This is a genomic window from Streptomyces sp. NBC_01216 (genome assembly GCF_035994945.1).
Taxonomy (GTDB): domain Bacteria; phylum Actinomycetota; class Actinomycetes; order Streptomycetales; family Streptomycetaceae; genus Streptomyces.
On the sequence record NZ_CP108677.1, the window covers coordinates 272,525 to 291,970 of the forward strand.

A 19,446-nucleotide genomic window follows, 5' to 3' on the forward strand; every position below is an offset into this window, starting at 1 on the left:
CGATGCTTATTTGATACCGTCATGCCGTGCGGTTGACGAAATTCACCGACCTGGCCCTGCGTGCCGTGATGCGCTTGGCGGTCCCGGGACAAGAGGTCTGCACCACCACACGCGAGGTGGCGCGGGACATGGACGTGCCCTACGCCCACATGGCGAAGGTGGTCGCCCAGCTCCAGCACCTCGGAGTCGTCGAGGCTCGGCGAGGCCGGGGCGGCGGACTCACCCTGACCGGGATCGGCCGCCAGGCATCCGTCGGCTGGCTGGTGCGGACACTCGAAGGCGAGGAGGAGGTCGTCGCCTGCGAAGGCGACCCGCCCTGCCCGCTCCGCACGGCCTGCCGACTGCGGGGCGCCCTGCGGGAGGCACAGGAGGCGTTCTACCGGACCCTCGATCCGCTGACCGTGGCGGATCTGGTGGAGCCGCCCACCGGACCCGTACTCCTCGCCCTCTCCTCCCCCTCCGCGCCGAGCCCGGACTGACGACACCCCGCACGACCATCCTCCGGCACTCCTTTCGCACACCTTTAAATACGCAGATCATCTACCACTTTGGAGTCACCATGCTGTCCCAGCAGGCCGTTCCGGTCGTCCGCGCGACCCTCCCCGTCGTCGGGGAGGCGCTCGGCGAGATCACCGCCCGCTTCTACGCGGGGCTGTTCGACGCCCACCCCGAACTGCTGCGCGACCTCTTCAACCGGGGAAACCAGGCCAACGGCGACCAGCGGCAGGCGCTCGCGGGCTCCATCGCCGCCTTCGCGGGCGCGCTCCTGGAGCACCCGGAGGAGCGGCCGGACGCGATGCTCTCCCGCATCGCGCACAAGCACGCATCCCTCGGCGTCACGTCCGCCCAGTACAAGCTGGTGCACCAGCACCTGTTCGCGGCGATCGTCGAGGTGCTCGGCGAGGCCGTCACCCCCGAGGTCGCGCACGCCTGGGACGAGGTGTACTGGCTGATGGCGAACGCCCTCATCGCCCTGGAGGCGCGGCTCTACGCGGAGACGGGCGTCACCGAGGGCGAGGTGTGGCACACCATGGAGATCGCCGACCGCCGCCAGGAGACGGCCGACACCGTCTCCTTCACACTCCGACGTGCGGACGGGCGGCCGGCACCGGCGTACCGGCCCGGCCAGTACGTGAGCGTCCGGGTCGGGCTTCCCGACGGCGCCCGGCAGATCCGCCAGTACACCCTTTCGGTGGCGCCCGGCCGTCCCGACCCGCGGATCACGGTGAAGCGGGTCGACGGAGACCCCGCCGGCGAGGTCTCGCACCGGCTTCACACGCACGCGCGGGTGGGCGACACCGTCGAGGTGTCCGCGCCGTTCGGTGACCTCGTCCTGCCGGGGGGCGACGGCCCCCTGCTGCTGGCCTCCGCGGGAATCGGCAGCACCCCGATGCTGGCCATGCTCGACCACCTGGCGGCCACCGGCTCCGGCCGATCGGTCACCGTCGTCCACGCGGACCGCTCCCCCGCCGCGCACGCCCACCGGGAGGAGCTGCGCCGCCTGGTCGACGCGCTCCCGCACGGCACGCTGCACCTCTGGTACGAGGATGGCGCCGAGCCCGGCCAGGGGGAGGCGCGGACCGGTCGCGCGGACGTCACCTCGATCGACCTGCCTCCGGGCGTGACGGCCTACCTGTGCGGCCCGACACCCTTCATGCGCGCGGTGCGCGGCGACCTGCTGACCCGCGGCGTGGCCGCCGCGGACATCCACTACGAGGTCTTCGGCCCCGACCTGTGGCTCGGCGCGGAGGCCTGACCACGGGGAGCCCGCGCAGGGGCGCCGCCGACCGGCGTCCGACACCGCGCACGACTGAGCCCCGGTGGGACGGGGGATTCCCACCGGGGCTCGTTGCCGTGACGGGTGAAGGGCGGTCGCCTCACGGGGGGACATGGGGACCGGACCCCTTCACAGCCACATATCAAGGAACGATAAATCTCCGACACTTGTTCCACATCACCCGAAGTGACCGATGTGAGTCACCTCACCCGAATTCGCCTCTCACGCCCCTTTCCCCGCGGGGCGCCGGGCACGGGCGGCTATGGGCGGTAGACGGCGCCCGGCTCGGCCGTGCCGGGAGCCAGCAACTGCGGAACGGTCACGAAGGTGAACCCCCGCCGCTTCAGCTCGTCGATGATCCCCGGCACGGCCGGAACCGTACCGTCATAGATGTCGTGCAGCAGGATGATCCCGTCACGCTGGGCCCCGTCGAGCACCCGTCGGCGTATCAGCTCGGAGTCGGTCGTGGAGTAGTCCTTGGCCGTGACACTCCAGAGCACCTGCGCGAGCCCCAGCTCGCGACTGACATCGGAGACGGTGCCGTCGGTCCGCCCCTGCGGCGGGCGCATCAGCGTAGGTTCGCGGCCGGTGATCGCCTTGATCGCCTCCTGGGTGCGGGACAACTCCTCGCGTACCTCGTCGGCCTCCAGGTCGGTCAGGATGCGGTGGGTCCAGGTGTGGTTGGCGACCTCGTGACCCTCGTCCGAGATCCGCTTGACGACTTCGGGGTAGCGGTCGACGTGCTTCCTGCCGAGAAGGAAGAAGGTGGCGGGGACCTGCTTCTCCTCGAGGATGTCGAGGAGGTGGGGCGTGTCCTTGCCGGGCCCCGCGTCGAAGGTCAGGGCGATGCACTTGACCTTGGCGCAGTCGACCGCCCCGGCCCGGCTCCCGGACCCCGCCTTGGCGTCGTCCGGGCCAGCCTTGCTCCGCGCGTCACGAGGGGCGACGGTCGACACCCCGCAGCCCCCCAGTGTGAGGATCAGAGAGGCCGCCGCCACAAGGGCGACGGCCGTGGCCCGGAGCGCATCCGGCCTGGTTCGGAACATGCTGAAACCCGCTTTCCCCGTAGTTCGCTTCGTTCGACCCTTCGCGCCTGGTCAGGGCGATGTCGAACGGCATGTCGAACACTCTACATACCGTGTATACACGGCATGCATAGGGGGTACGGGGAAGCACGGAGCGGGGCCCGACAGCCGGACGCCGCCCGGGATTCGCGGGACGGCCGAGGCCGGTCGTGCGCGGCGCGGGAAGCACGGTGAGCGGGCCGGGTTCCGGGGGTGGGACGGCTCCGGGCGGTCGCCGTCCGCTCCGCCCGCGGGCACCCGTGCCCACGGGACCGGCACGTCGGAGGGAGATCGCCGAGACGGCCGGGGTCAGCGGGAGGCGAGGAGCAGGCGCGCCTCGGTCTCCTGGTCCCCGGAGACCGACTGGAGGGAGCGGATGTCGAAGGTCGCGGCGAGCGTCTTCTCGACCTCGTCGACGGCGTGGTACCCGCCGGTGAGCACGGCACCCACCAGGGCCGACAGCGGCACGGGGGCGATCTCCTCACGCCGTCCCGCGGCCGTGTCGAAGGTGGCCATCCAGACGGTGGCGGCGGGCGCCGTGGCCGCCCGCGGTCCCGGCGCGGACATGTCCTCGAGTTCGTAGACGCGGTCGAGTACGTCGAAGACGGCCTGGGCGTCCTCGCGCCGGCAGTCACTCAGCTGCACGGTGACGTCCGTGTCGATGTGCGTGTCGTACACGTCGCTCATCTCCTCGACGCCCGCAGGGGCGCTCGTCGGGCCACGTCTCCAGCATCCCTCGCACGCGGCGGTCCCGCGAGATGCTGAAGGGATTCCGGCGCGCCGTGCGGTAGCGCGGTCGTGGTGACAGCCTGGAAACCGTCACTCCGGGACCGCGTGCCGGGGGCTTCGGGCGACGCGGGTGAGACGCAGGAGGTTTCCGTGTCGGAGCGCTCAGGGCCGCAGGGGCAGGGCGACGCGGGTGGTGGCGGGGAGGCACTGGTCCGCGGGCGACACGAGACGGCGGAGGAGCGCGCGGACCGCCGCTGGGTCGAACTGGTCCAGGAGATCAGGGTCGCCCAGACCGGGGTGCAGATCCTGTTCGGCTTCCTCCTGACGGTCGCCTTCACCGCGCGCTTCCCCGACCTGCGCCCCACCGACCGGACGATCTACATCGTCACCGTCTCGCTCGGCGCGGCGGCCACCGGGGCGTTGATCGGTCCGGTCTCCTTCCACCGGATCGTGGCGGGACGGCGGATCAAGCCCCAGGCGGTGGTGTGGGCCTCCCGTCTGACGTTCGTGGGCCTGCTGCTCCTGCTCGCCACCCTGGGCTCCGCGCTGTTGCTGGTCCTGCGGGTGACCACGGGGGCGGACTACGTGCCATGGCTGGTGGCCGGGCTGGTCGTCTGGTGCGTGCTGTGCTGGTTCCTGCTGCCCCTCTGGGCACGCCGCCGGTACACCAGCGGCCCCCCGGAGCCGCGCTCCGGAGCCGGGCGCTGAGCGGGGGCGCCGGCGGTCGGGCCCGGCCGGGTGGGCTCGGTCCACGGGACCGCGCGCCCGTCGCCGACGGTTCCCGGGCGACGCCGAAGACGTGCGTGCCAGGACGTGACCGCCCGACAGCCCGCTCAGGCGCCGCGAGTCACCGAGTGGACGGTGTCGGCCTGCGCCGCGGGCTTGTCGGGCCGGTGGCGGACGACCCGAGCGAAGCGCAGGGTGACACCGGCGGGGTAGCGGCTGGAACGCTGGAGGCCGTCGTAGGCGATCTCCACGACGAGCTGGGGGCGGACCCGCACAGTGAATCCGTCGTCCTCCAGGGCCAGTTCACGCAGTCTCGCGGTCTGCCAGCGGAGCATCTCGTCGGTGAGGCCCTTGAAGGTCTTGCCGAGCATCACGAAGCCGCCGTCGTCGGCGCGGGCGCCGAGGTGCAGGTTGGACAGCAGACCGGTGCGGCGGCCGTGGCCCCATTCGGCGGCGAGGACGACGAGGTCGAGCGTATGGACGGGCTTCACCTTCAACCAGGTGCGCCCCCTGCGGCCGGCGCTGTACGGCGCGTCGAGCGACTTGACCAGGACTCCTTCATGACCCCTGGCGAGGGTGTCGTCGAAGAACCGCTCGGCAGCGCCCGCCTGGGCGTCGGAACCGGGATCGGTGACGACCATGCGGCGCACCCGCGACGCCTCGGGCAGCAGCCGCGCCAGCACCTCGTGGCGCTCGCGCCCCGGGCGGTCGATGAGCGTCTCTCCGTCGGCGGCGAGGACGTCGAAGAAGCGGGGCGAGAGGGGCAGGGCGGAGCGTGCGCCGGCCACGTCCACCCGGGAGCCGACCCGGGAGGCGATGTCCTGGAAGGGCACGGGCCGGCCGCTGGCGGGTTCGACCGCGATGACCTCCCCGTCCAGGACGATCCCGTCGGCCGTCGCCTCCCGGGCGATGTCGACTACTTCGGGCAGCCGTCCGGTGATGTCGTCCAGCGAGCGTGTGAACACCCGGACCTCCCGACCGCTGCGGTGCACCTGGATCCGGATGCCGTCCAGTTTCTCCTCGACGGCGCAGGGGCCGAGGCCGGCGACGGCGTCCGTGACGGAGGTGGCGGTATGGGCGAGCATCGGGAGGACCGGGGTCCCCACCCTGAGTGCGAAGGTCTCCAGAGCGGCGGCACCGTCGGTGAGTACCGCCCGGGCCACCCGGGGCAGCGAGCCCTCCAGCATCACGGCCCGGCGGAGGTCGTCCGAGCGGACGGCGGCGGCCCGCGCGACGCCTTCGAGCGCGATGGCGTCGAGCGCCCCCTGGCGCACCTCGCCGGAGAGCAGCCGGAGGAGGAACTCCTGCTCGGGCAGCGTGGCGGCGGCCATCAACTCCCGGACGCGCCGGACCCGCTCGGTGCGGGAACCCGCGCCGGAGACGGCGGCCAGCGCGCTCATGGCGGCGTCGGTGCGGGAGAGGGTGAGCGTGGGCTGCCGCGCCGGGGGCACGGCGGGCGGGACCGCGTCCTTGAGGACGCTCCAGCCCACCCCGATCCGTCCTTGCGGCAGCCGCCCCGACAGGTAGGCGATCACCAGCGGGGTCTCCTCGGGCGCCGTGTCGGAGAACAGCCCGGCCAGCACGGCGATCTTCCGTGAGCGGGCGGATGACGCGGCGACCAGACGGGAGGCGTCCGCGAGTCGGGCCAGCAGCATGCGCCCATCGTCTCCCGCCCGGCGCCGCCACCGCACGTCGGAGGGGCGTGGACGGACCGGGCGCCTCGGGCGCGCAGGCCGCCGGTCCGTCCGAGAACGGTCAGAGCTCGGCGACGCCCATCCGGCCCGGCAGCCGGGCCGCCACCCCGAGGTGCTCGCCGACCCGGTTCACCAGCAGGGTCATCTCGTACGCCACCTGCCCCACGTCGGCCTCGGCTGCGCTCAGCACGCACAGGCAACTGCCCTCGCCGGCCGCTGTGACGAAGAGCAGCGCGTCGTCGAACTCCACCATCGTCTGCCGCGCCCGGCCCGCGCGGAAGTGACGTCCCGAGCCCCGGGCCAGACTGTGCAGACCCGAGGAGACCGCCGCCAGATGCTCGGCGTCCTCGCGCTCGAGGCTGCTGCTCGTGCCCGTCACCAGGCCGTCGTTCGACAGCACGAGTGCGTGCCGTATGTACTCGACCCGTTGCGTCAGGTCGTCGAGGAGCCAGTCCAGCCCCTTGTCCAACGCCATGTGTCGTCCTCCCCCTGTGTGGTGCGTCCCCGTCGACCCGTCGTCCCCGCGGTCCGCGTCCCCCGGTCAGCCTTACGCACGGTCGTGGCCGGGGCAAGCACCCCAGGCCGGCCTCTCGTACCGCAGGATGGACTCATGGCGATGATGACCGAGGATCAGTGGCGGGCCTTCGTGTCCGCGGGAACGCGTACCGGCAAGCTGGCGACGGTCCGTGCCGACGGCGGTCCCCATGTCGTGCCCGTCTGGTTCGTGCTCGACGGCGACGACGTCGTCTTCACCACGGGCCGCAACACGGTGAAGGGACGCAGTCTGGCGCGCGACGGCAGGGTCGCGCTCTGCGTCGACGACGAACGTCCGCCGTTCGCGTTCGTCATGCTCCGCGGCCGGGCCGAGATCAGCGAGGACCCGGAGGAACTCCGCCGCTGGGCGACGCGCGTCGGGGGCCGGTACATGGGCGAGGAGCGCGCCGAGGAGTTCGGCGCGCGCAACGCCGTCCCCGGCGAGCTGCTGGTCCGGGTACGGATCGAGAAGGTGACCGCGGAGGGTGCCCTCGCCGGCTGAGGGCCCGTCGGTCGAAGGCCACCGGCAGACTCTGAGCGCGGCGAACCGGGCGGCGGCGGGTCCACGCGGCTCGGGTGCGGGAGGGCCTGTCGGTACCCGAGGCCCACCGGTCACCCGTTCGGGCGGGTCCGGGTGCCTGTCGTCCCCGCCGGTGGCATCAGCCGACCGAGTCGAGCAGCCGGGCGGTGTGCATCCGGCCCGCGTACTCGACCAACCGGATGAGTACCTCCTTGCCCGAGTCCCGATCCCGCGCGTCGCACAGCACGACCGGCGTCCCTCGGTCCAGGTCGAGCGCCCGCGACACCTCGTGGGCGCCGTAGCTCCGGGCACCGGGAAAGCAGTTGACGGCGACGACGAACGGGATACGGCGGCGCTCGAAGTAGTCCACGGCGGGGAAGCAGTCCTCCAGCCGGCGGGTGTCGGCGAGGACGACGGCGCCCAGCGCGCCCTGTGACAGCTCGTCCCAGAGGAACCAGAACCGGTCCTGCCCCGGAGTCCCGAAGAGGTACAGGGAGAGTCCGGAGCGGATCGTGATGCGGCCGAAGTCCATGGCCACCGTCGTGGTGCTTTTCTGGTCGACTCCGCCCGTGTCGTCCACCGACTCCCCGGCGCGGCTGAGCCTTTCCTCCGTCCGCAGCGGCCGTATCTCGCTGACCGCCCCCACCAGGGTGGTCTTTCCGACGCCGAATCCGCCGGCGACCAGGATCTTCAGTGCGAGGGCGGTGGAGTCCGCGCCGCCGCCGGTGCTCTCAGAGCGCTCGTAGGCCATCGATTACTTCCCTCAGTATCCGTTCGTCGGGCAACTGCGCGGGCGGTACGGGCCTGCTCACCCTGACCAGGCCGGCTTCGAGGAGGTCGCCGAGGAGGACCCGTACGACGCCGACGGGCAGGCCGGCCTCGGCGGCGAGCTCCGCGACCGACTGGGTCTCGGCGCGGCACAGGGCGAGCAGCGTCCGGTGTTCCGGACCGAGGAAGGTCTCCTCTGCCCGGTCGGGCGGGTCGTCGTCCACGACGACGAGGGCGATGAGGTCGAACCGCACGTTGCTCGGCCCCGGTCGGGTGCGGCCGCCGGTCATCGCGTACGGGCGGACGAGCGGCCCGGCGTCCGCGTCGTACCAGTGTCCGCCCTGGGTTCCCGGTCCGTGACCGGTCGTGTCGTCGTTCATGTGGTGTCGTCGTTCACGGGTGCTCCCGGTCAGCCGACGGCCGGCGGGGTGGTGGCGGTGAGGCGGGGCGGTGTGTGCAGGTGCTCGCCGACCCGCTTCACCAGGCGGGCCATCTCGTAGGCGATGAGACCGATGTCGGCGTGCACCGAGCTGAGGACGGCGAGGCAGGAACCGTCTCCCGCCGCCGCGACGAACAGGAAGCCGTCGTCCATCTCCACCATCGTCTGGCGCACACCGCCGGTGTGGAACTGCCGGCCCGCGCCCTTGGCCAGGCTGTGGAACCCGGAGGCGATGGCGGCGAGGTGTTCGGCGTCCTCGCGGCTGAGGCCGCTGGAGGAACCGACGGCGAGCCCGTCGTCGGACAACACGACCGCGTGACGGACTTCGCGGACGCGGACGACCAGGTCGTCCAGGAGCCAGTCCGGTTCGCCGGAACGGTGGTGGGAGATCCTCTCGTGGTCGATCATGCGTGCTCTCCTTCACTTTCACTGCCGAATCCGGTTCCGAGGGGGCGTCTGGCACCGGTGACCGCGCCGCCTCCCCGCTCCCAGCCGTCGCGGTAGGCGGTCATGCGGTCTCTCACCTGTTCGGGGGTACGTTCGTCGTCGCCCCGCTCGTCTGGAGCGGGCACGGAATCGGCCTGGGGCGTCTCCCGCAACTGCGGGACGAGATGGGACTGGCGCACCCGGCGGGGCAGGTCGCAGGTGTCGTCCGCGGGCCCGGCCGGGGTGCGGGATGCGGGCGGGGACGCTACGGCCGGCGCCGGCACGGGCCCGTTCGTCCCCACCGGTCCGTTGTCGGGGGCGGGTGCTCGTGGCGGCTCGGGGCGGTGGTGTCCCGTCGACGGCGCGGGTATCCGGACGGGTCCGTGCGGCGGCGAGGCCGGGCGGCCGCGCGGGCGCAGCGAGGTGACTCCGGCGGGGGGCGACCCGACGGCGCTCGGGCGCGGTTCCTCGAAGTCCTCGGGGCGTACGTGCTGTCCGCACCGTTCGGACTCCTCGGGCGGGGTCGCGACGGGGGCGGGGCCCCGGGGGGCACGGGGCAGCGGCGGGGCGGTCGTGGGATCGGAGGGTGACACCGGCGCCGGGGAGGCGGGGGGCCGCGCGGACGCGTCCCCGGACGGACCCGGGCCGTCCGGCGTCGCGTGCCTGCCCCTGCCGGGCGGCAGCGCGCCCTGGAGCAGTTCGGTGGGGAGCAGGACGACGGCCGTCGTCCCTCCGTAGGGCGAGGTCCGCAGATGGACCTTGACGCCGTGGCGCGAGGAGAGCCGGCTGACGACGAACAAGCCCAGGCGGTCGCTGTCGAAGAGGTCGAGCGTCCCGGACTGCCGGATCCTCGTGTTGGCCTCGGCGAGCGTCTCCTCGCCCATGCCGAGGCCGCGGTCCTCGATCTCCAGGGCGTATCCGTTGCCGACCGGCTCGCCGCTGATCCGCACCTTGGTGTGCGGCGGCGAGAACTGGGCGGCGTTCTCGACGAGTTCGGCGAGGAGGTGGGTGAGGTCGGCGACGGCTCCGCCGACGACGGCCGCCTCGGCCAGTCTCCGTACCTCGACGCGCGCGTAGTCCTCGATCTCCGAGACGGCGGCCCGGACGACGTTGGTCAGGGGGACGGGCATCCGCCAGGCCCGGCCCGGGGCGGCGCCCGAGAGGATGATCAGGCTCTCGGCATGGCGACGCATCCGGGTGGTCAGGTGGTCGAGCCGGAAGAGGTCGCCGAGCTCGTGGGGGTCGTCGGCCCGGCGCTCCATGCTGTCCAGGAGGTTGAGCTGACGGTGGACCAGGACCTGGCTGCGCCGGGCGAGGTTGACGAAGACACCGGAGATGCCGTGGGCGAGTTCGGCGCGCTCGACAGCGGCGGAGAGCGCCGCGCGGTGCACGGTGACGAGGGCCTCGCCGACCTGACCGATCTCGTCCTCGGGCTCGGGGCCGGGCGGGATCTCGGCACGGACGTCGATCTCCTGCCCTGCTCTCAGCCGTCTCATGGCGGAGGGCAGTTCGCGCCGGGCGATGTCCAACGCCGTGTTGCGCAGGCTGATCAGCTCGACGACGAGACCGCGGCCGACGCGTACGGAGATCATGAGAGAGGCGACGACCGCGGCGAGTCCGAGCAGGACCGCCGCGCCCGCGGCCGACAGGGCGCCGCCCCCGAACGGGTCGGCGCGGTCGGCGGCGGCACGGCGCGCGTCGGCCTCGATCGCGAGCAGCCCTTCCCGCACGGCCGCGTGGGTGACGTCCCAGCCCGCGGAAGGGGACGCCTGGGCCGCCGGACGTCCGGGGGCAGCCTCACGGACCCGGTCCTCGGCGGCGGTGAGCCGCTCGTACGCGTCGCCTTCGGCGAGCCCGCGCCAGGCGGCCCGGTCGGCGTCGCGCAGCTCGGAACCGGCCGATTCCAGGAGGCCGCGGCGCATCTCGACGATGCCGGTGAACTGCCGGTGTCTCTCGGCGGTCAGCCGCCCGCGGAGGTGTGCGGTGCCGAGCAGGGCGTCCTCGCGGGCGAGCATCTCGCCGGCCCGGGCGAATTCGAGGAGGACGCGCGCGTCGGCGCCGGACCGGCTCTCCTCCACGGTGGTGAGCGTTCCGCCGACCGCGAAGGCCGCGCCGAGGGCAGCGGTGTACTCCTCGTACACCTGGTCGGTGTCGGCGCTCCCCTCGGCGGCCGCGACGCGCAACCTGACCAGTCCGTCGACCTTGGCGACGAACGTCCCGGTCCGGTCACCGACCTCGCGCGGAAGATCCCCGGTGTCCCCGACCGTGTGCCGCTCGCCCAGGCGGAGCCGGGCGACGGCCGCGTCGGTGCGCGCCATCCTGTCCCTGAGCGCCGCGGCGCGGGCGGCGCCGGGCGCGGCGGCCTGACGGACGGCCGCGGCGCGTTCTTCCTGCAGCGCGGTCAGGGCCGCCGCGACGGGCTCGCGGATCTCGGTGTCGACCCGCTGGAGCAGGCGCAGACGCGCGATGTCCTGGGCGGTGGTGACGGTGGCGAAGCCCCACAGCGCGAGCAGCGACACGACGGGGACCACCAGCAGCGACACGATCTTCGCGCGGACGGTGCGGGGGCGCGGTCCGCGGTGTCGGCGCGGAGCGAACGGGCCGGGCCGGGCCGGTCCGGCGGTTCCGGGCTCGGGTGCGGACAGCGACGGTTCGTCGGCGGGCGGCCCGGCGTGGGCACGCCGCCCGCGCGCCGTCTTCGCTCGCGGCGGTGCCGACGCGTCGGCACCGCCGTGGTTCCTGCGGGGGGTTCGCATGGCCTCCTCGTTTCCGGCTGCGTCGGTTGCTGTTCGGGGTTCGGGTCACAGACGTCCGATGGCGGTCCGCGGCGTCGACGACGCGACGCGGTGCCGGGCGCCGTCGAGCCGCTGGTCCCCGGGGCGCGTCGGGGCGGCCAGGGGGTCAGCCGTGGGGCGGCAGGTCACCGTCGGAGTAGCGGCAGGAGGCGCGGAGCACCGTGCGGGCGCCGGGGCGCGCGGCCGGTGTCCGCCGGGCGAGGCAGGCCGGGGCCGGGCGGGGCAACCGTCGCGGAGCGAGCCGGGGGCGCGAGCCGGCACGCCAGGCGCATCGGGCGGTCATGTGCGCGCTCCCCGTCGGAGGTCGCGGCCGTCGTCCACCGGGCCCGTCGGATGGGCGTACGGCGGAGGGGCGTGCGCGCCTCGTGCCGCCGGTGCCCCCCGTCCCGTGCCGGGGGTGGACATGGCCGCGGAGAAGCCGGGGGGAGCGACGTCCACCGCGCGTTCGTCCGGTTCGGTGAGCCGTCCGGCCGAGGCGTAGGCCGCGCGCTCGCGGGCGGTCGGTGAGAGCGCCACGAAGGCCGAGGTGATGAAGAGGTACGCACCGAGCCCCACGGCGAGCGGAAAGACGAACTGCATCGCCGAGGCTCCGGGGAGGTCCGCCGGCGAGGGGGCCACGTCGATGCGCACGGCGAGCATGCCCGTGTAGTGCATGCTGCTCACGGCTGCGCCCATGAGCGGCGAGGCGATCGCCACCGCGACCGGCGCGTGGATGTGGAGTGCCGCCCACAGGGCCGCCGTGGCCGCGACGACGGCGATGACGACAGAGAGTCCGACCAGGACCGGGTCGTAACGCACCTGTCCGTGCAGGCGCAACGCTGCCATGCCCAGGTAGTGCATGCTCGCGACGCCGACGCCGGTGGTGAGCCCGCCGACGAGGAGCGAGCCGAGACGGTCGCCGACGCCGACGACCGCGAAGACTCCGACGCCGACCACGGCCATGGCGATGAGCAGGCTGAGAACGGTCAGTGGTACGTCGTAGCGGATGTCCGTCCCCGTCACACCGAAGCCGAGCATGGCGACGAAGTGCATCGTCCAGATGCCGGTACCCAGGGCGGAGGCGGCGGTGAGCAGCCAGTTGCGACGCGACTGGCCGGTCGTCTCGAGTGCTCGGACGGTACAGCGCAGCCCGAGGGCGCCGCCGAGGCAGGCCATCGCGTACGACAGCACGGGTGTCAGCCACCCGAAGGTGGCGTGGTCCAGGTGTCCCATGGCTCAGGGACGCTAGTCCTGAGCAAGGGGCGCATTGGGGGCGCATTTCGAAACCTGATGGAATATGACACAGAGGTGTTCTTGAACGATCGTGCAGCGCTCGAACGTGCGCGCAGAGCGTTCGCCCCGAGGGGTGGGCAATCATGGACGCATGAGCGATGACCCGACCCGTGTCCAGGAATTCTTCGGCGCCCGCGCCGCCGGCTGGGACTCCAGGTTCCCCGACGACGGACCGGCGTACGCCGCAGCCGTGCGCGACCTCGGCCTGCGTTCCGGCGACGCCGTGCTCGACGCGGGCTGCGGCACCGGACGGGCCCTGCCCGCTCTGCGCGAAGCCGTCGGCCCCACCGGGACCGTCCTCGGTGTCGATCTCACGCCCGAGATGCTCGACGCCGCCGTTCGTGCGGGACGCGACGGCGCGGCGGCGCTGCTGCTCGCGGATGTCGCCCGGCTGCCGGTGCGCGACGGCACCCTCGACGCGGTGTTCGGCGCGGGTCTCGTGTCCCATCTGGCGGACCCGGCGGGGGGCCTGCGCGAACTCGCCCGTGTGGTCAGCCCCGGCGGCCGGCTCGCCCTCTTCCACCCCCTCGGCCGCGCGGCCCTCGCGGCCCGCCACGGGCGCCGGGTGACCGGGGACGACCTGCGCGCGGAGCACAACCTCGGTCCGGTGCTGGGTGGTTCGGGCTGGCGGATGGTCAGTTACACCGACCGCGCGGACCGTTACCTCGCGATCGCCGTCCGCGCGGACTGACGGACGGCCGCCGGCCTCCGCCCCGGACCACGCGCCCTACTGCCCCGGCCGATCCGTGTCTACGGTGGAGGTGCCGGGCTGCCGTGCCCGGGGAAGGCGGCAGAACGTGACGCGCGTCGGTGAACGATTCCGCAGGCTCTTCCCCTCCGCGCGCCCCGGATCGTCCTCGGGGCCTGGCGGGGCCCGGCCGCGGCGGACCCACAATCTCTTCGAGGCGGCGGCGGTGTACGTGGCGGCCGGCGCGGAGGACGACGACCGGCGAGCCGACGAGGCGGCGGCCTGGGTCTCCCCCGACGCCCTCGCCTTCGGGGTCAACGAGCTCGCCTGCCGGGCGGTGATCGCGCTCGCCAGGGAGCACGACCGGCCACCCGAGGCAGTGGCCCGCTCCCTGCTCGGGCTGCCGGACGCGCCGGCGGGCGGAGCCGGGTGAGCCGCGGCGCCGGAGCGCGCGGTCGGACCGCGCGGCACGCGAGCGGGCGGCGCGGCGGCCTCCGGTAGCACGTCGGCCCCCCCGGAGGCGGGGGGCCGACGGCCGGCCGTGCGGAAGGACACACGCCCCTTCGCCGTCTTCCCGCACGGAGACTCTCGACGCACGGGTTACCCACTGGCTATGGTGCGCCGACGACCAAAAGGGGAGGCTGCCGTGGGTGGGACGGAACCGACCGCCGACGACGACGCGCTCTACGTGCTGACGGCGGTCCTGCTGACGCCCGCGCGGTTCCCGAGCGTCCTCGGCGACGACTACCCCGCCGCGTGCTCGGCCCTCGGGCTCGAACCGCGCGCCGAGGGGTACGGACTCGTCCTCGGCCAGGATGGCACCGGGGCGCGCTGGAGCGTGATCGTCGACGACGTGTCGCTCGTCGCGGTGGCGATCGCGTCGTGGGACTGCGGCATGGCGTACGACCTCTCCCCCGACGAGCGCTCGGTGGTGGCCGCCCTCCCGGGCTGGCCGCTCCCCGTGGCCTCGGCGGCCCCCGGTCTCCCGGCCCCGCACGACCCGGAGCCCGAGGAGGGCGACCGGACGCCGCTCGCCCCGCCGTCCGAGGACGCCTGGGGCCCGGCGCAGCGCCGGCTCGGCGCCGACGAGGTGGCGCGGCAGTGGGCCGCGTGGCGCGCCCGGATGGACGAGCCCGCGCAGGAGGCGGGTGACGCCCAGGCCGCCCCCGGCCCGGCGGTGAAGGACGGCGGGAGCCCCGCGCCGGCTCCTTCCGGGAATCCCGGCGGCGACATCGCGACGGACCCGCGCACCGACCCCTACGACGGCGTGCGGCGGGCCCTCGCCGAACTGCGCGGCTATCTGGAGGAGGCACCTCCGGTCGGCCGGGTGCGGTCGAGTTTCGCCACCGGTGACGCGCGGATGCTGCGCGCCGACGGTCCCGGCTGGTCGCTGGTCGCGCGGACCGACGACATGGCGTTCGTCCTGCTCGACGACGAGCCACGGGACGTCCTTCCAGTGGCCCGCGGCCCCCGGCTGCCCGCCCTTCTGACGGCCCTGGACGCCATGGCCGTCAGGCCCTCCTGACCGGAGGCGCCACATGACGTCCGCTGCCGAGGTGTGGGCCGGGACCATGGCCGCGCGGGAGAGGCTCCGCGCACGATGAGGCCGCGCGCTCCACGGGGCGACGCGGTCCTGTCCCGCCGCCCCACCGGAGGCCGTCCATGCGCCCGATCCGAGGTGTCTCCCTGCTCACCGCGCTCCTGACGGCGCTGGCCCTCCTGGCTCCCGCCGCTCCGGCGGGAGCCGAGGACGCCGGGGCGCCGTCCTGCGCCCACCGGGACCGCCTGCGTGTGCCGGGAGCCGAAGTCCAGCGGTCGGCCTGTCTCACCGACCTGACGACCGCCGGTCTGGCCGGCACCGCGTACACCGACATCGCCGACCAGGCCGGACTGTCGGCACGGGGCACCGGCAACCCCTCCGGGGTGCCCGGCATCCAGATCGACGGCTACTTCCCCGACGACTCGCGGCTCAACGCCACCCACGGCTGGGCCCACGACTCCCAGTTCGTGATCCGGCTCCCGGCACGCTGGAACGGCGGTCTGGTCGTCACCGGGGCCCCCGGAACCCGCCGTCAGTACTCCACCGACGCCCTGATCTCCGACGACGTACTCGCCCGGGGTTTCGCCTACGCGGCGACCGACAAGGGCAACACCGGGCCGGACTTCTTCACCGACGGCCGGCGGCCGGGCGACGCCGTCGCCGAGTGGAACCGGCGGGTCACCGAGCTGACGAGGGCCGCCGCGCGGACCGTCCGGCAGCGCTACGGACGCGCCCCGCTCCGTACGTACATGACGGGCATCTCCAACGGCGGCTACCTGACGCGGTGGCAGCTGGAGAACCACCCGGATCTGTACGACGGCGGGGTCGACTGGGAGGGCGTCCTGTGGACCGTCGACGGCCCCCATCCGTTGACGAGCCTGCCCGTGGCCGTGGCCCACTCCCTCGGACGCGCCACCGACGAGGAGCTGACCGGAGCGGGTTTCGCCGCCGGTTCGGACTTCCTGTGGCCCTACCACGCGAAGGCGTACTGGGGTCTGACGCAGAAGGTGTTCCGCGCCGAGTTCGACCCCTCGTACGATCCGGAGTGTCCGGGCGGGACGGCCGGGAGAACCGTCGAGGAGATCCTCGCCCCGTGCGCCTCCGACGCCTCCTACGACTACGCCGCACGGCCCCGCTCGGTCCGGCGGGCCATCGCACGGATCTCGCTGACCGGCAGGATCGGCAAGCCGCTGATCACCCTGCACGGGGACCTGGACGCGCTGCTCCCCATCGGCACCGACTCGGACGTGTACGCACGGATGACCGCGTCGCGCGGCCGGGGTGACCTGCACCGGTACTACACGGTCGAGGGCGGCACCCATACGGACGGCCTGTACGACGTCCACCCGGACCGGCTGCGGCCCATCCTGCCCTGCTACCGCGCGGCGTTCACGGCTCTGACGCGGTGGGTGGAAGCGGGAAGGGTGCCGCCCGCGAGCCGGACGATCGCCCGGCACGCGGACGGTGACCCGGTCGGTTCCTGTGCCCTGGAGGAGTAGCGTCCCGGCGCGACGGCCCTCGGATGACGGCGCGGCCCCGGGCCCACGTGCCCGCGGGCGGTCCGCCGTTCGCCGGACCGCCCGCGGGCACGTCACCCTCCCCGTCCGCCCCGCCGCCGAAGCCGGCGGGGCGGGCGGCCCCGGACCGGCCGGACGCTCCAGGCGCGGCGGGGCGGGCGGCGTCAGCGGCGCAGCTCCTTCCGGGAGATCCGGCGCAGCCGTCGCCGCTGCTCGGGGTCCAGCGCCAGATAGGCCACGGCGGGAACGCCGATGACCACGAGCAGCGACAGCCAGAATCCGATGAGGGGCATGAGGAGTAGGCCGACGGCCACTCCCCCGATCACTAGCTTGGTGCGTGTCGTCATGCTTCCGACGCCTCCTTCTCCGGCCGCCGCCGACAGCTCAGGCTGTCGTACGAAGCGGCTCACCGACCTCGCGGAGATGACCGAGCGCCTGCCGGTAGGACTCGACGAAACCGGTCTCCGTGTAGGGGATACCCAGTGTGCGGCAGTGGGCACGCACGGCGGGCCGGGCGAGCCGAAGATGCGGCCGGGGCATGCTGGGGAACAGGTGGTGCTCGATCTGGTGGTTCAGCCCGCCGAGGAACCAGTCGGTGACGGGCCCGCCGCGGATGTTGCGGGAGGTGAGCACCTGGCGCCGCAGATGGCCCCAGCCGTCGCCGTCCGGGTGGCCGTCCGGCGTCTCCATGCCCTTGTGGTTGGGGGCGAAGGCCATGCCGAGGTGGAGGCCGAGGAGCATCTGGTGGAGGAGTGCGAAGACCAGGGCCTGGACGGGCGTGAGGGTGGTCAGGAGCAGCGTGGCGTATCCGGTGACGTGCGCCAGGAGCAGAGCCGCCTCGACGAGCCGCCCGCGCCCGGTACGCCGGGGCCCGTCCGCGGAGAGCAGCGCCCGGACGCCGTACACCTTGAGCGCGATGCCCTCCAGGGTCGTCAGCGGGAAGAAGAGCCATGCCTGGTGCCGGGTGAGGCGGCGGCGCAGCCCGGTGCGGCCCTCGGCCTGGTGCCGTGCGAAGACGAGGATGTCGGCGGCGACGTCCGGGTCCTTGTCCAGGTGGTTGGGGTTGGCGTGGTGGCGGTTGTGCTTGTCGTTCCACCATTCCTGGCTCATGCCGAGCAGCAGGTTGGCGTGGACGAGCTGGACGGCGCGGTCGAGCCGGCGGTCCGCACTGATCTGGAAGTGGCCGGCGTCGTGTCCCACGAAGGCGGCACGGGCGGAGAACACGGCGAGCGGGACGGCCAGCGGAAGGGCCCACCAGGTCGGGCCGGTCAGGACGAGCCCGACGGCCACCGCGGCGAGGGCGAGAAGGTTGACGGCGATCCCGCGGGCGTACCAGGCGGTCCGGCGCTTGAGCAGCCCCTGTTCCTTGACGGTGCGCAGCAGCGGTGCGAAGTCACTGCCACCGGGGCCGCGCGCGGCGGTCGCGGGCGGCGCTCCGCCGGGGCCGGTGCGGGCGGAGTGCGCGGGAGCGTCCGCTCCGCTTCCGGTGAGCGTCGTGTCGGTGGCCTGAGGCATGGAGGTCTCCCGTCCGTGGCGGCGATGTCCGCGGCGGCCTTGCGCCCGGTGCGCGGCCTGACTCGAACGTACGGATCGGTGATCGTCCGCAGCCATGGCGTCACCCCCCGGAATCGCCGGGGGCGGCCCGGGTGAGGGGGGTGGGGCCATCCCCACCCTCCCCTCACCTCGATCGCGGCACCCCGATCACGGCGCGCCGACCGTGACACGACCGGGATCACGCCGAACCCCTTCGCACCGCGTCTCTCGCCGTCCTGGAGGGCGAGACCCCGGTCCGGATGCTCTCGCCCGCGCCCGGTCGCCGCTCGAACGGGCCTGGGCTGCCGGTACCGGATCACGGCCGGTCCCGCGGAGGGCCGGGAACGGGCGCCGAACGGTGGCCGGTGAGCGACGGCGGGGCGCGCGGGGTGAGCGCCGGGGCCTCGGACGGAGCGTTGCGCGCCGGCGCCCCGGGCGGGCTCCCGACCGCCGGGGACCCGCGCCGGGAGGCGGGTAGTGCCGCCGGGGTCCGCGCCGTCAGCGCAGCGGGGCGGTGAGCTTACGGACCGCCCCCGGCCTGGTGCCGGACCCGGGGGTGGTGATGCGGCCCTCGCTCGCATCGGTCGCCGTGCCCGCGTTCACGGCGAGGCTGCATGCCACGGTGTCGGCACCGAGCAGGTAGCTCGTGCGGAACGGGTACTGGACGAAGGTCGTCCACCGGGTGCCGCGCGGCTGCGCGGCGGCCTTGCGGCGCAAGGGTTCGCGGCACAGGCGCGCGGCCCCGTCGCGTACGTCCCGGTCGGAGGCGAAGTCTCCGGTCAGCCTGAGCAGGGCGACGGCCTGGGCGTCGTGCGGCCGGTCGCAGGCGCGGCGCGTGACGGTGCCGGGCGCCGACCGGTCGATGTCGAAGCACTCCCCCGCCGTGAGCCGGTGGAAGGGCACGGCCGACGGCGTCGACGGTGTGGTGGAGGGCCGCCGGGAGGTGCGGGGGGAGGCGGATGCGGTCAGGTGCGGCCGAGTGTGCGAAGGCGACGGTGCGGGGCTGGGCTCGCCCGAGGGATCTCCCGTCGCGAGCCCGCCCTGGGCTGCGGGCCGCCGCCCGCCCGCCTGGGTGGTCCCGGCGTTCTCGGGCGAACCGCGCCGTGCGGCGTCTCCGGCCCCGCGGTCCCCGGGTTCGTCACCGCCCGCGAGGAGAGCCGCCGCCCAGAGGGCGACGGCGAGCAGGGTGACGAGCGGCACGAGAAGGTACCGGAGGAACGACGGCTGGTCGGCGGAGAGCGGGGCCATGGCCACCAGCCTCACCGCGGAGCGGTCATCCGACACACTGTGCGCACGAGTTGAAGCCAGGCTCATACAGAACCGTGACATCCGGCCGGACCGTGAAGACGGCGAGGCCGTCCGTCGGCGATCGGAGCGCGCGGCGGGCCTGTGCCCCCGCAGCGTGCGTGCCAGGGCGTGACCGC

General features: G+C 73.9%; 21 protein-coding genes. 8 read left to right on the top strand and 13 right to left on the bottom strand.

Features of this window, described 5'->3' with window-relative positions; translation table 11 throughout:
• Positions 1–26: 26 nt before the first annotated feature.
• Positions 27–479 (top strand): RrF2 family transcriptional regulator, encoded by a 453-nt coding sequence (locus OG393_RS01195; protein WP_327372619.1) that lies wholly within the window; start codon positions 27–29, stop codon positions 477–479.
• An 80-nt stretch (positions 480–559) separates the two neighbouring features.
• Complete coding sequence (locus OG393_RS01200; protein ID WP_327372620.1) at positions 560–1,756, top strand: globin domain-containing protein; 1,197 nt, start codon at positions 560–562, stop codon at positions 1,754–1,756.
• A 281-nt stretch (positions 1,757–2,037) separates the two neighbouring features.
• Here the strand turns inward: OG393_RS01200 and OG393_RS01205 are convergent, their stop codons facing one another.
• Positions 2,038–2,823: a polysaccharide deacetylase family protein gene (locus OG393_RS01205; RefSeq protein ID WP_327372621.1), complete on the bottom strand. Its 786-nt coding sequence runs from the start codon at positions 2,821–2,823 to the stop codon at positions 2,038–2,040.
• A 327-nt stretch (positions 2,824–3,150) separates the two neighbouring features.
• Positions 3,151–3,528, bottom strand: a complete 378-nt coding sequence (locus tag OG393_RS01210; protein WP_327372622.1) for a hypothetical protein — start codon at positions 3,526–3,528, stop codon at positions 3,151–3,153.
• A gap of 249 nt (positions 3,529–3,777) precedes the next feature.
• Between OG393_RS01210 and OG393_RS01215 the strand changes: the two genes are divergently transcribed.
• Entirely contained in the window at positions 3,778–4,278 is a 501-nt protein-coding gene (locus OG393_RS01215) for a DUF6328 family protein (RefSeq protein ID WP_327378270.1), read from the top strand.
• 125 nt (positions 4,279–4,403) lie between these two features.
• Here the strand turns inward: OG393_RS01215 and OG393_RS01220 are convergent, their stop codons facing one another.
• On the bottom strand, positions 4,404–5,951 hold the full coding sequence (locus OG393_RS01220) for an ATP-dependent DNA ligase (RefSeq protein ID WP_327372623.1): 1,548 nt from the start codon (positions 5,949–5,951) through the stop codon (positions 4,404–4,406).
• 100 nt (positions 5,952–6,051) lie between these two features.
• Positions 6,052–6,465, bottom strand: a complete 414-nt coding sequence (locus OG393_RS01225; protein ID WP_327372624.1) for a roadblock/LC7 domain-containing protein — start codon at positions 6,463–6,465, stop codon at positions 6,052–6,054.
• 135 nt (positions 6,466–6,600) lie between these two features.
• Here OG393_RS01225 and OG393_RS01230 point away from each other — a divergent pair, with 135 nt between their 5' ends.
• A complete protein-coding gene (locus OG393_RS01230; RefSeq protein WP_327372625.1) occupies positions 6,601–7,026 on the top strand; it encodes a PPOX class F420-dependent oxidoreductase in 426 nt (141 codons plus the stop codon).
• Positions 7,027–7,183: 157 nt separating this feature from the next.
• Here OG393_RS01230 and OG393_RS01235 read toward each other — a convergent pair whose 3' ends face one another.
• From OG393_RS01235 to OG393_RS01260, 6 genes are all read right to left on the bottom strand, one after another.
• Complete coding sequence (locus OG393_RS01235; protein ID WP_327372626.1) at positions 7,184–7,795, bottom strand: GTP-binding protein; 612 nt, start codon at positions 7,793–7,795, stop codon at positions 7,184–7,186.
• Positions 7,776–8,192 (bottom strand): DUF742 domain-containing protein, encoded by a 417-nt coding sequence (locus OG393_RS01240; RefSeq protein WP_327372627.1) that lies wholly within the window; start codon positions 8,190–8,192, stop codon positions 7,776–7,778. Before OG393_RS01240 ends, OG393_RS01235 begins: the two co-directional genes overlap by 20 nt.
• 29 nt (positions 8,193–8,221) lie before the next feature.
• Entirely contained in the window at positions 8,222–8,659 is a 438-nt protein-coding gene (locus OG393_RS01245) for a roadblock/LC7 domain-containing protein (RefSeq protein ID WP_327372628.1), read from the bottom strand.
• Positions 8,656–11,433, bottom strand: coding sequence for a sensor histidine kinase (locus OG393_RS01250; RefSeq protein ID WP_327372629.1), 2,778 nt, complete (start codon positions 11,431–11,433; stop codon positions 8,656–8,658). Before OG393_RS01250 ends, OG393_RS01245 begins: the two co-directional genes overlap by 4 nt.
• Before the next feature lie 145 nt (positions 11,434–11,578).
• Positions 11,579–11,755: a hypothetical protein gene (locus tag OG393_RS01255; protein WP_327372630.1), complete on the bottom strand. Its 177-nt coding sequence runs from the start codon at positions 11,753–11,755 to the stop codon at positions 11,579–11,581.
• Complete coding sequence (locus OG393_RS01260) at positions 11,752–12,684, bottom strand: MHYT domain-containing protein (protein WP_327372631.1); 933 nt, start codon at positions 12,682–12,684, stop codon at positions 11,752–11,754. Before OG393_RS01260 ends, OG393_RS01255 begins: the two co-directional genes overlap by 4 nt.
• 151 nt (positions 12,685–12,835) lie before the next feature.
• On the opposite strand from OG393_RS01260, the gene OG393_RS01265 reads away from it, so the two are divergent.
• From OG393_RS01265 to OG393_RS01280, 4 genes are all read left to right on the top strand, one after another.
• Entirely contained in the window at positions 12,836–13,435 is a 600-nt protein-coding gene (locus OG393_RS01265; protein ID WP_327372632.1) for a class I SAM-dependent methyltransferase, read from the top strand.
• 106 nt (positions 13,436–13,541) lie between these two features.
• On the top strand, positions 13,542–13,865 hold the full coding sequence (locus OG393_RS01270) for a hypothetical protein (RefSeq protein WP_327372633.1): 324 nt from the start codon (positions 13,542–13,544) through the stop codon (positions 13,863–13,865).
• 213 nt (positions 13,866–14,078) lie between these two features.
• A complete protein-coding gene (locus OG393_RS01275; RefSeq protein WP_442817241.1) occupies positions 14,079–14,957 on the top strand; it encodes a hypothetical protein in 879 nt (292 codons plus the stop codon).
• A gap of 137 nt (positions 14,958–15,094) precedes the next feature.
• On the top strand, positions 15,095–16,471 hold the full coding sequence (locus OG393_RS01280) for a tannase/feruloyl esterase family alpha/beta hydrolase (RefSeq protein WP_327372635.1): 1,377 nt from the start codon (positions 15,095–15,097) through the stop codon (positions 16,469–16,471).
• A gap of 182 nt (positions 16,472–16,653) precedes the next feature.
• Here the strand turns inward: OG393_RS01280 and OG393_RS01285 are convergent, their stop codons facing one another.
• The 3 genes from OG393_RS01285 to OG393_RS01295 all read right to left on the bottom strand — a co-directional run bounded on the left by OG393_RS01285 (position 16,654) and on the right by OG393_RS01295 (position 19,270).
• Positions 16,654–16,836, bottom strand: a complete 183-nt coding sequence (locus OG393_RS01285; protein ID WP_327372636.1) for a hypothetical protein — start codon at positions 16,834–16,836, stop codon at positions 16,654–16,656.
• Positions 16,837–16,873: 37 nt separating this feature from the next.
• Positions 16,874–18,004, bottom strand: a complete 1,131-nt coding sequence (locus OG393_RS01290) for a fatty acid desaturase family protein (RefSeq protein ID WP_327372637.1) — start codon at positions 18,002–18,004, stop codon at positions 16,874–16,876.
• 516 nt (positions 18,005–18,520) lie between these two features.
• Positions 18,521–19,270 carry a hypothetical protein gene (locus tag OG393_RS01295; RefSeq protein WP_327372638.1) on the bottom strand — a complete coding sequence of 250 codons (750 nt, stop codon included), beginning with the start codon at positions 19,268–19,270 and terminating at the stop codon, positions 18,521–18,523.
• Positions 19,271–19,446: the final 176 nt, after the last annotated feature.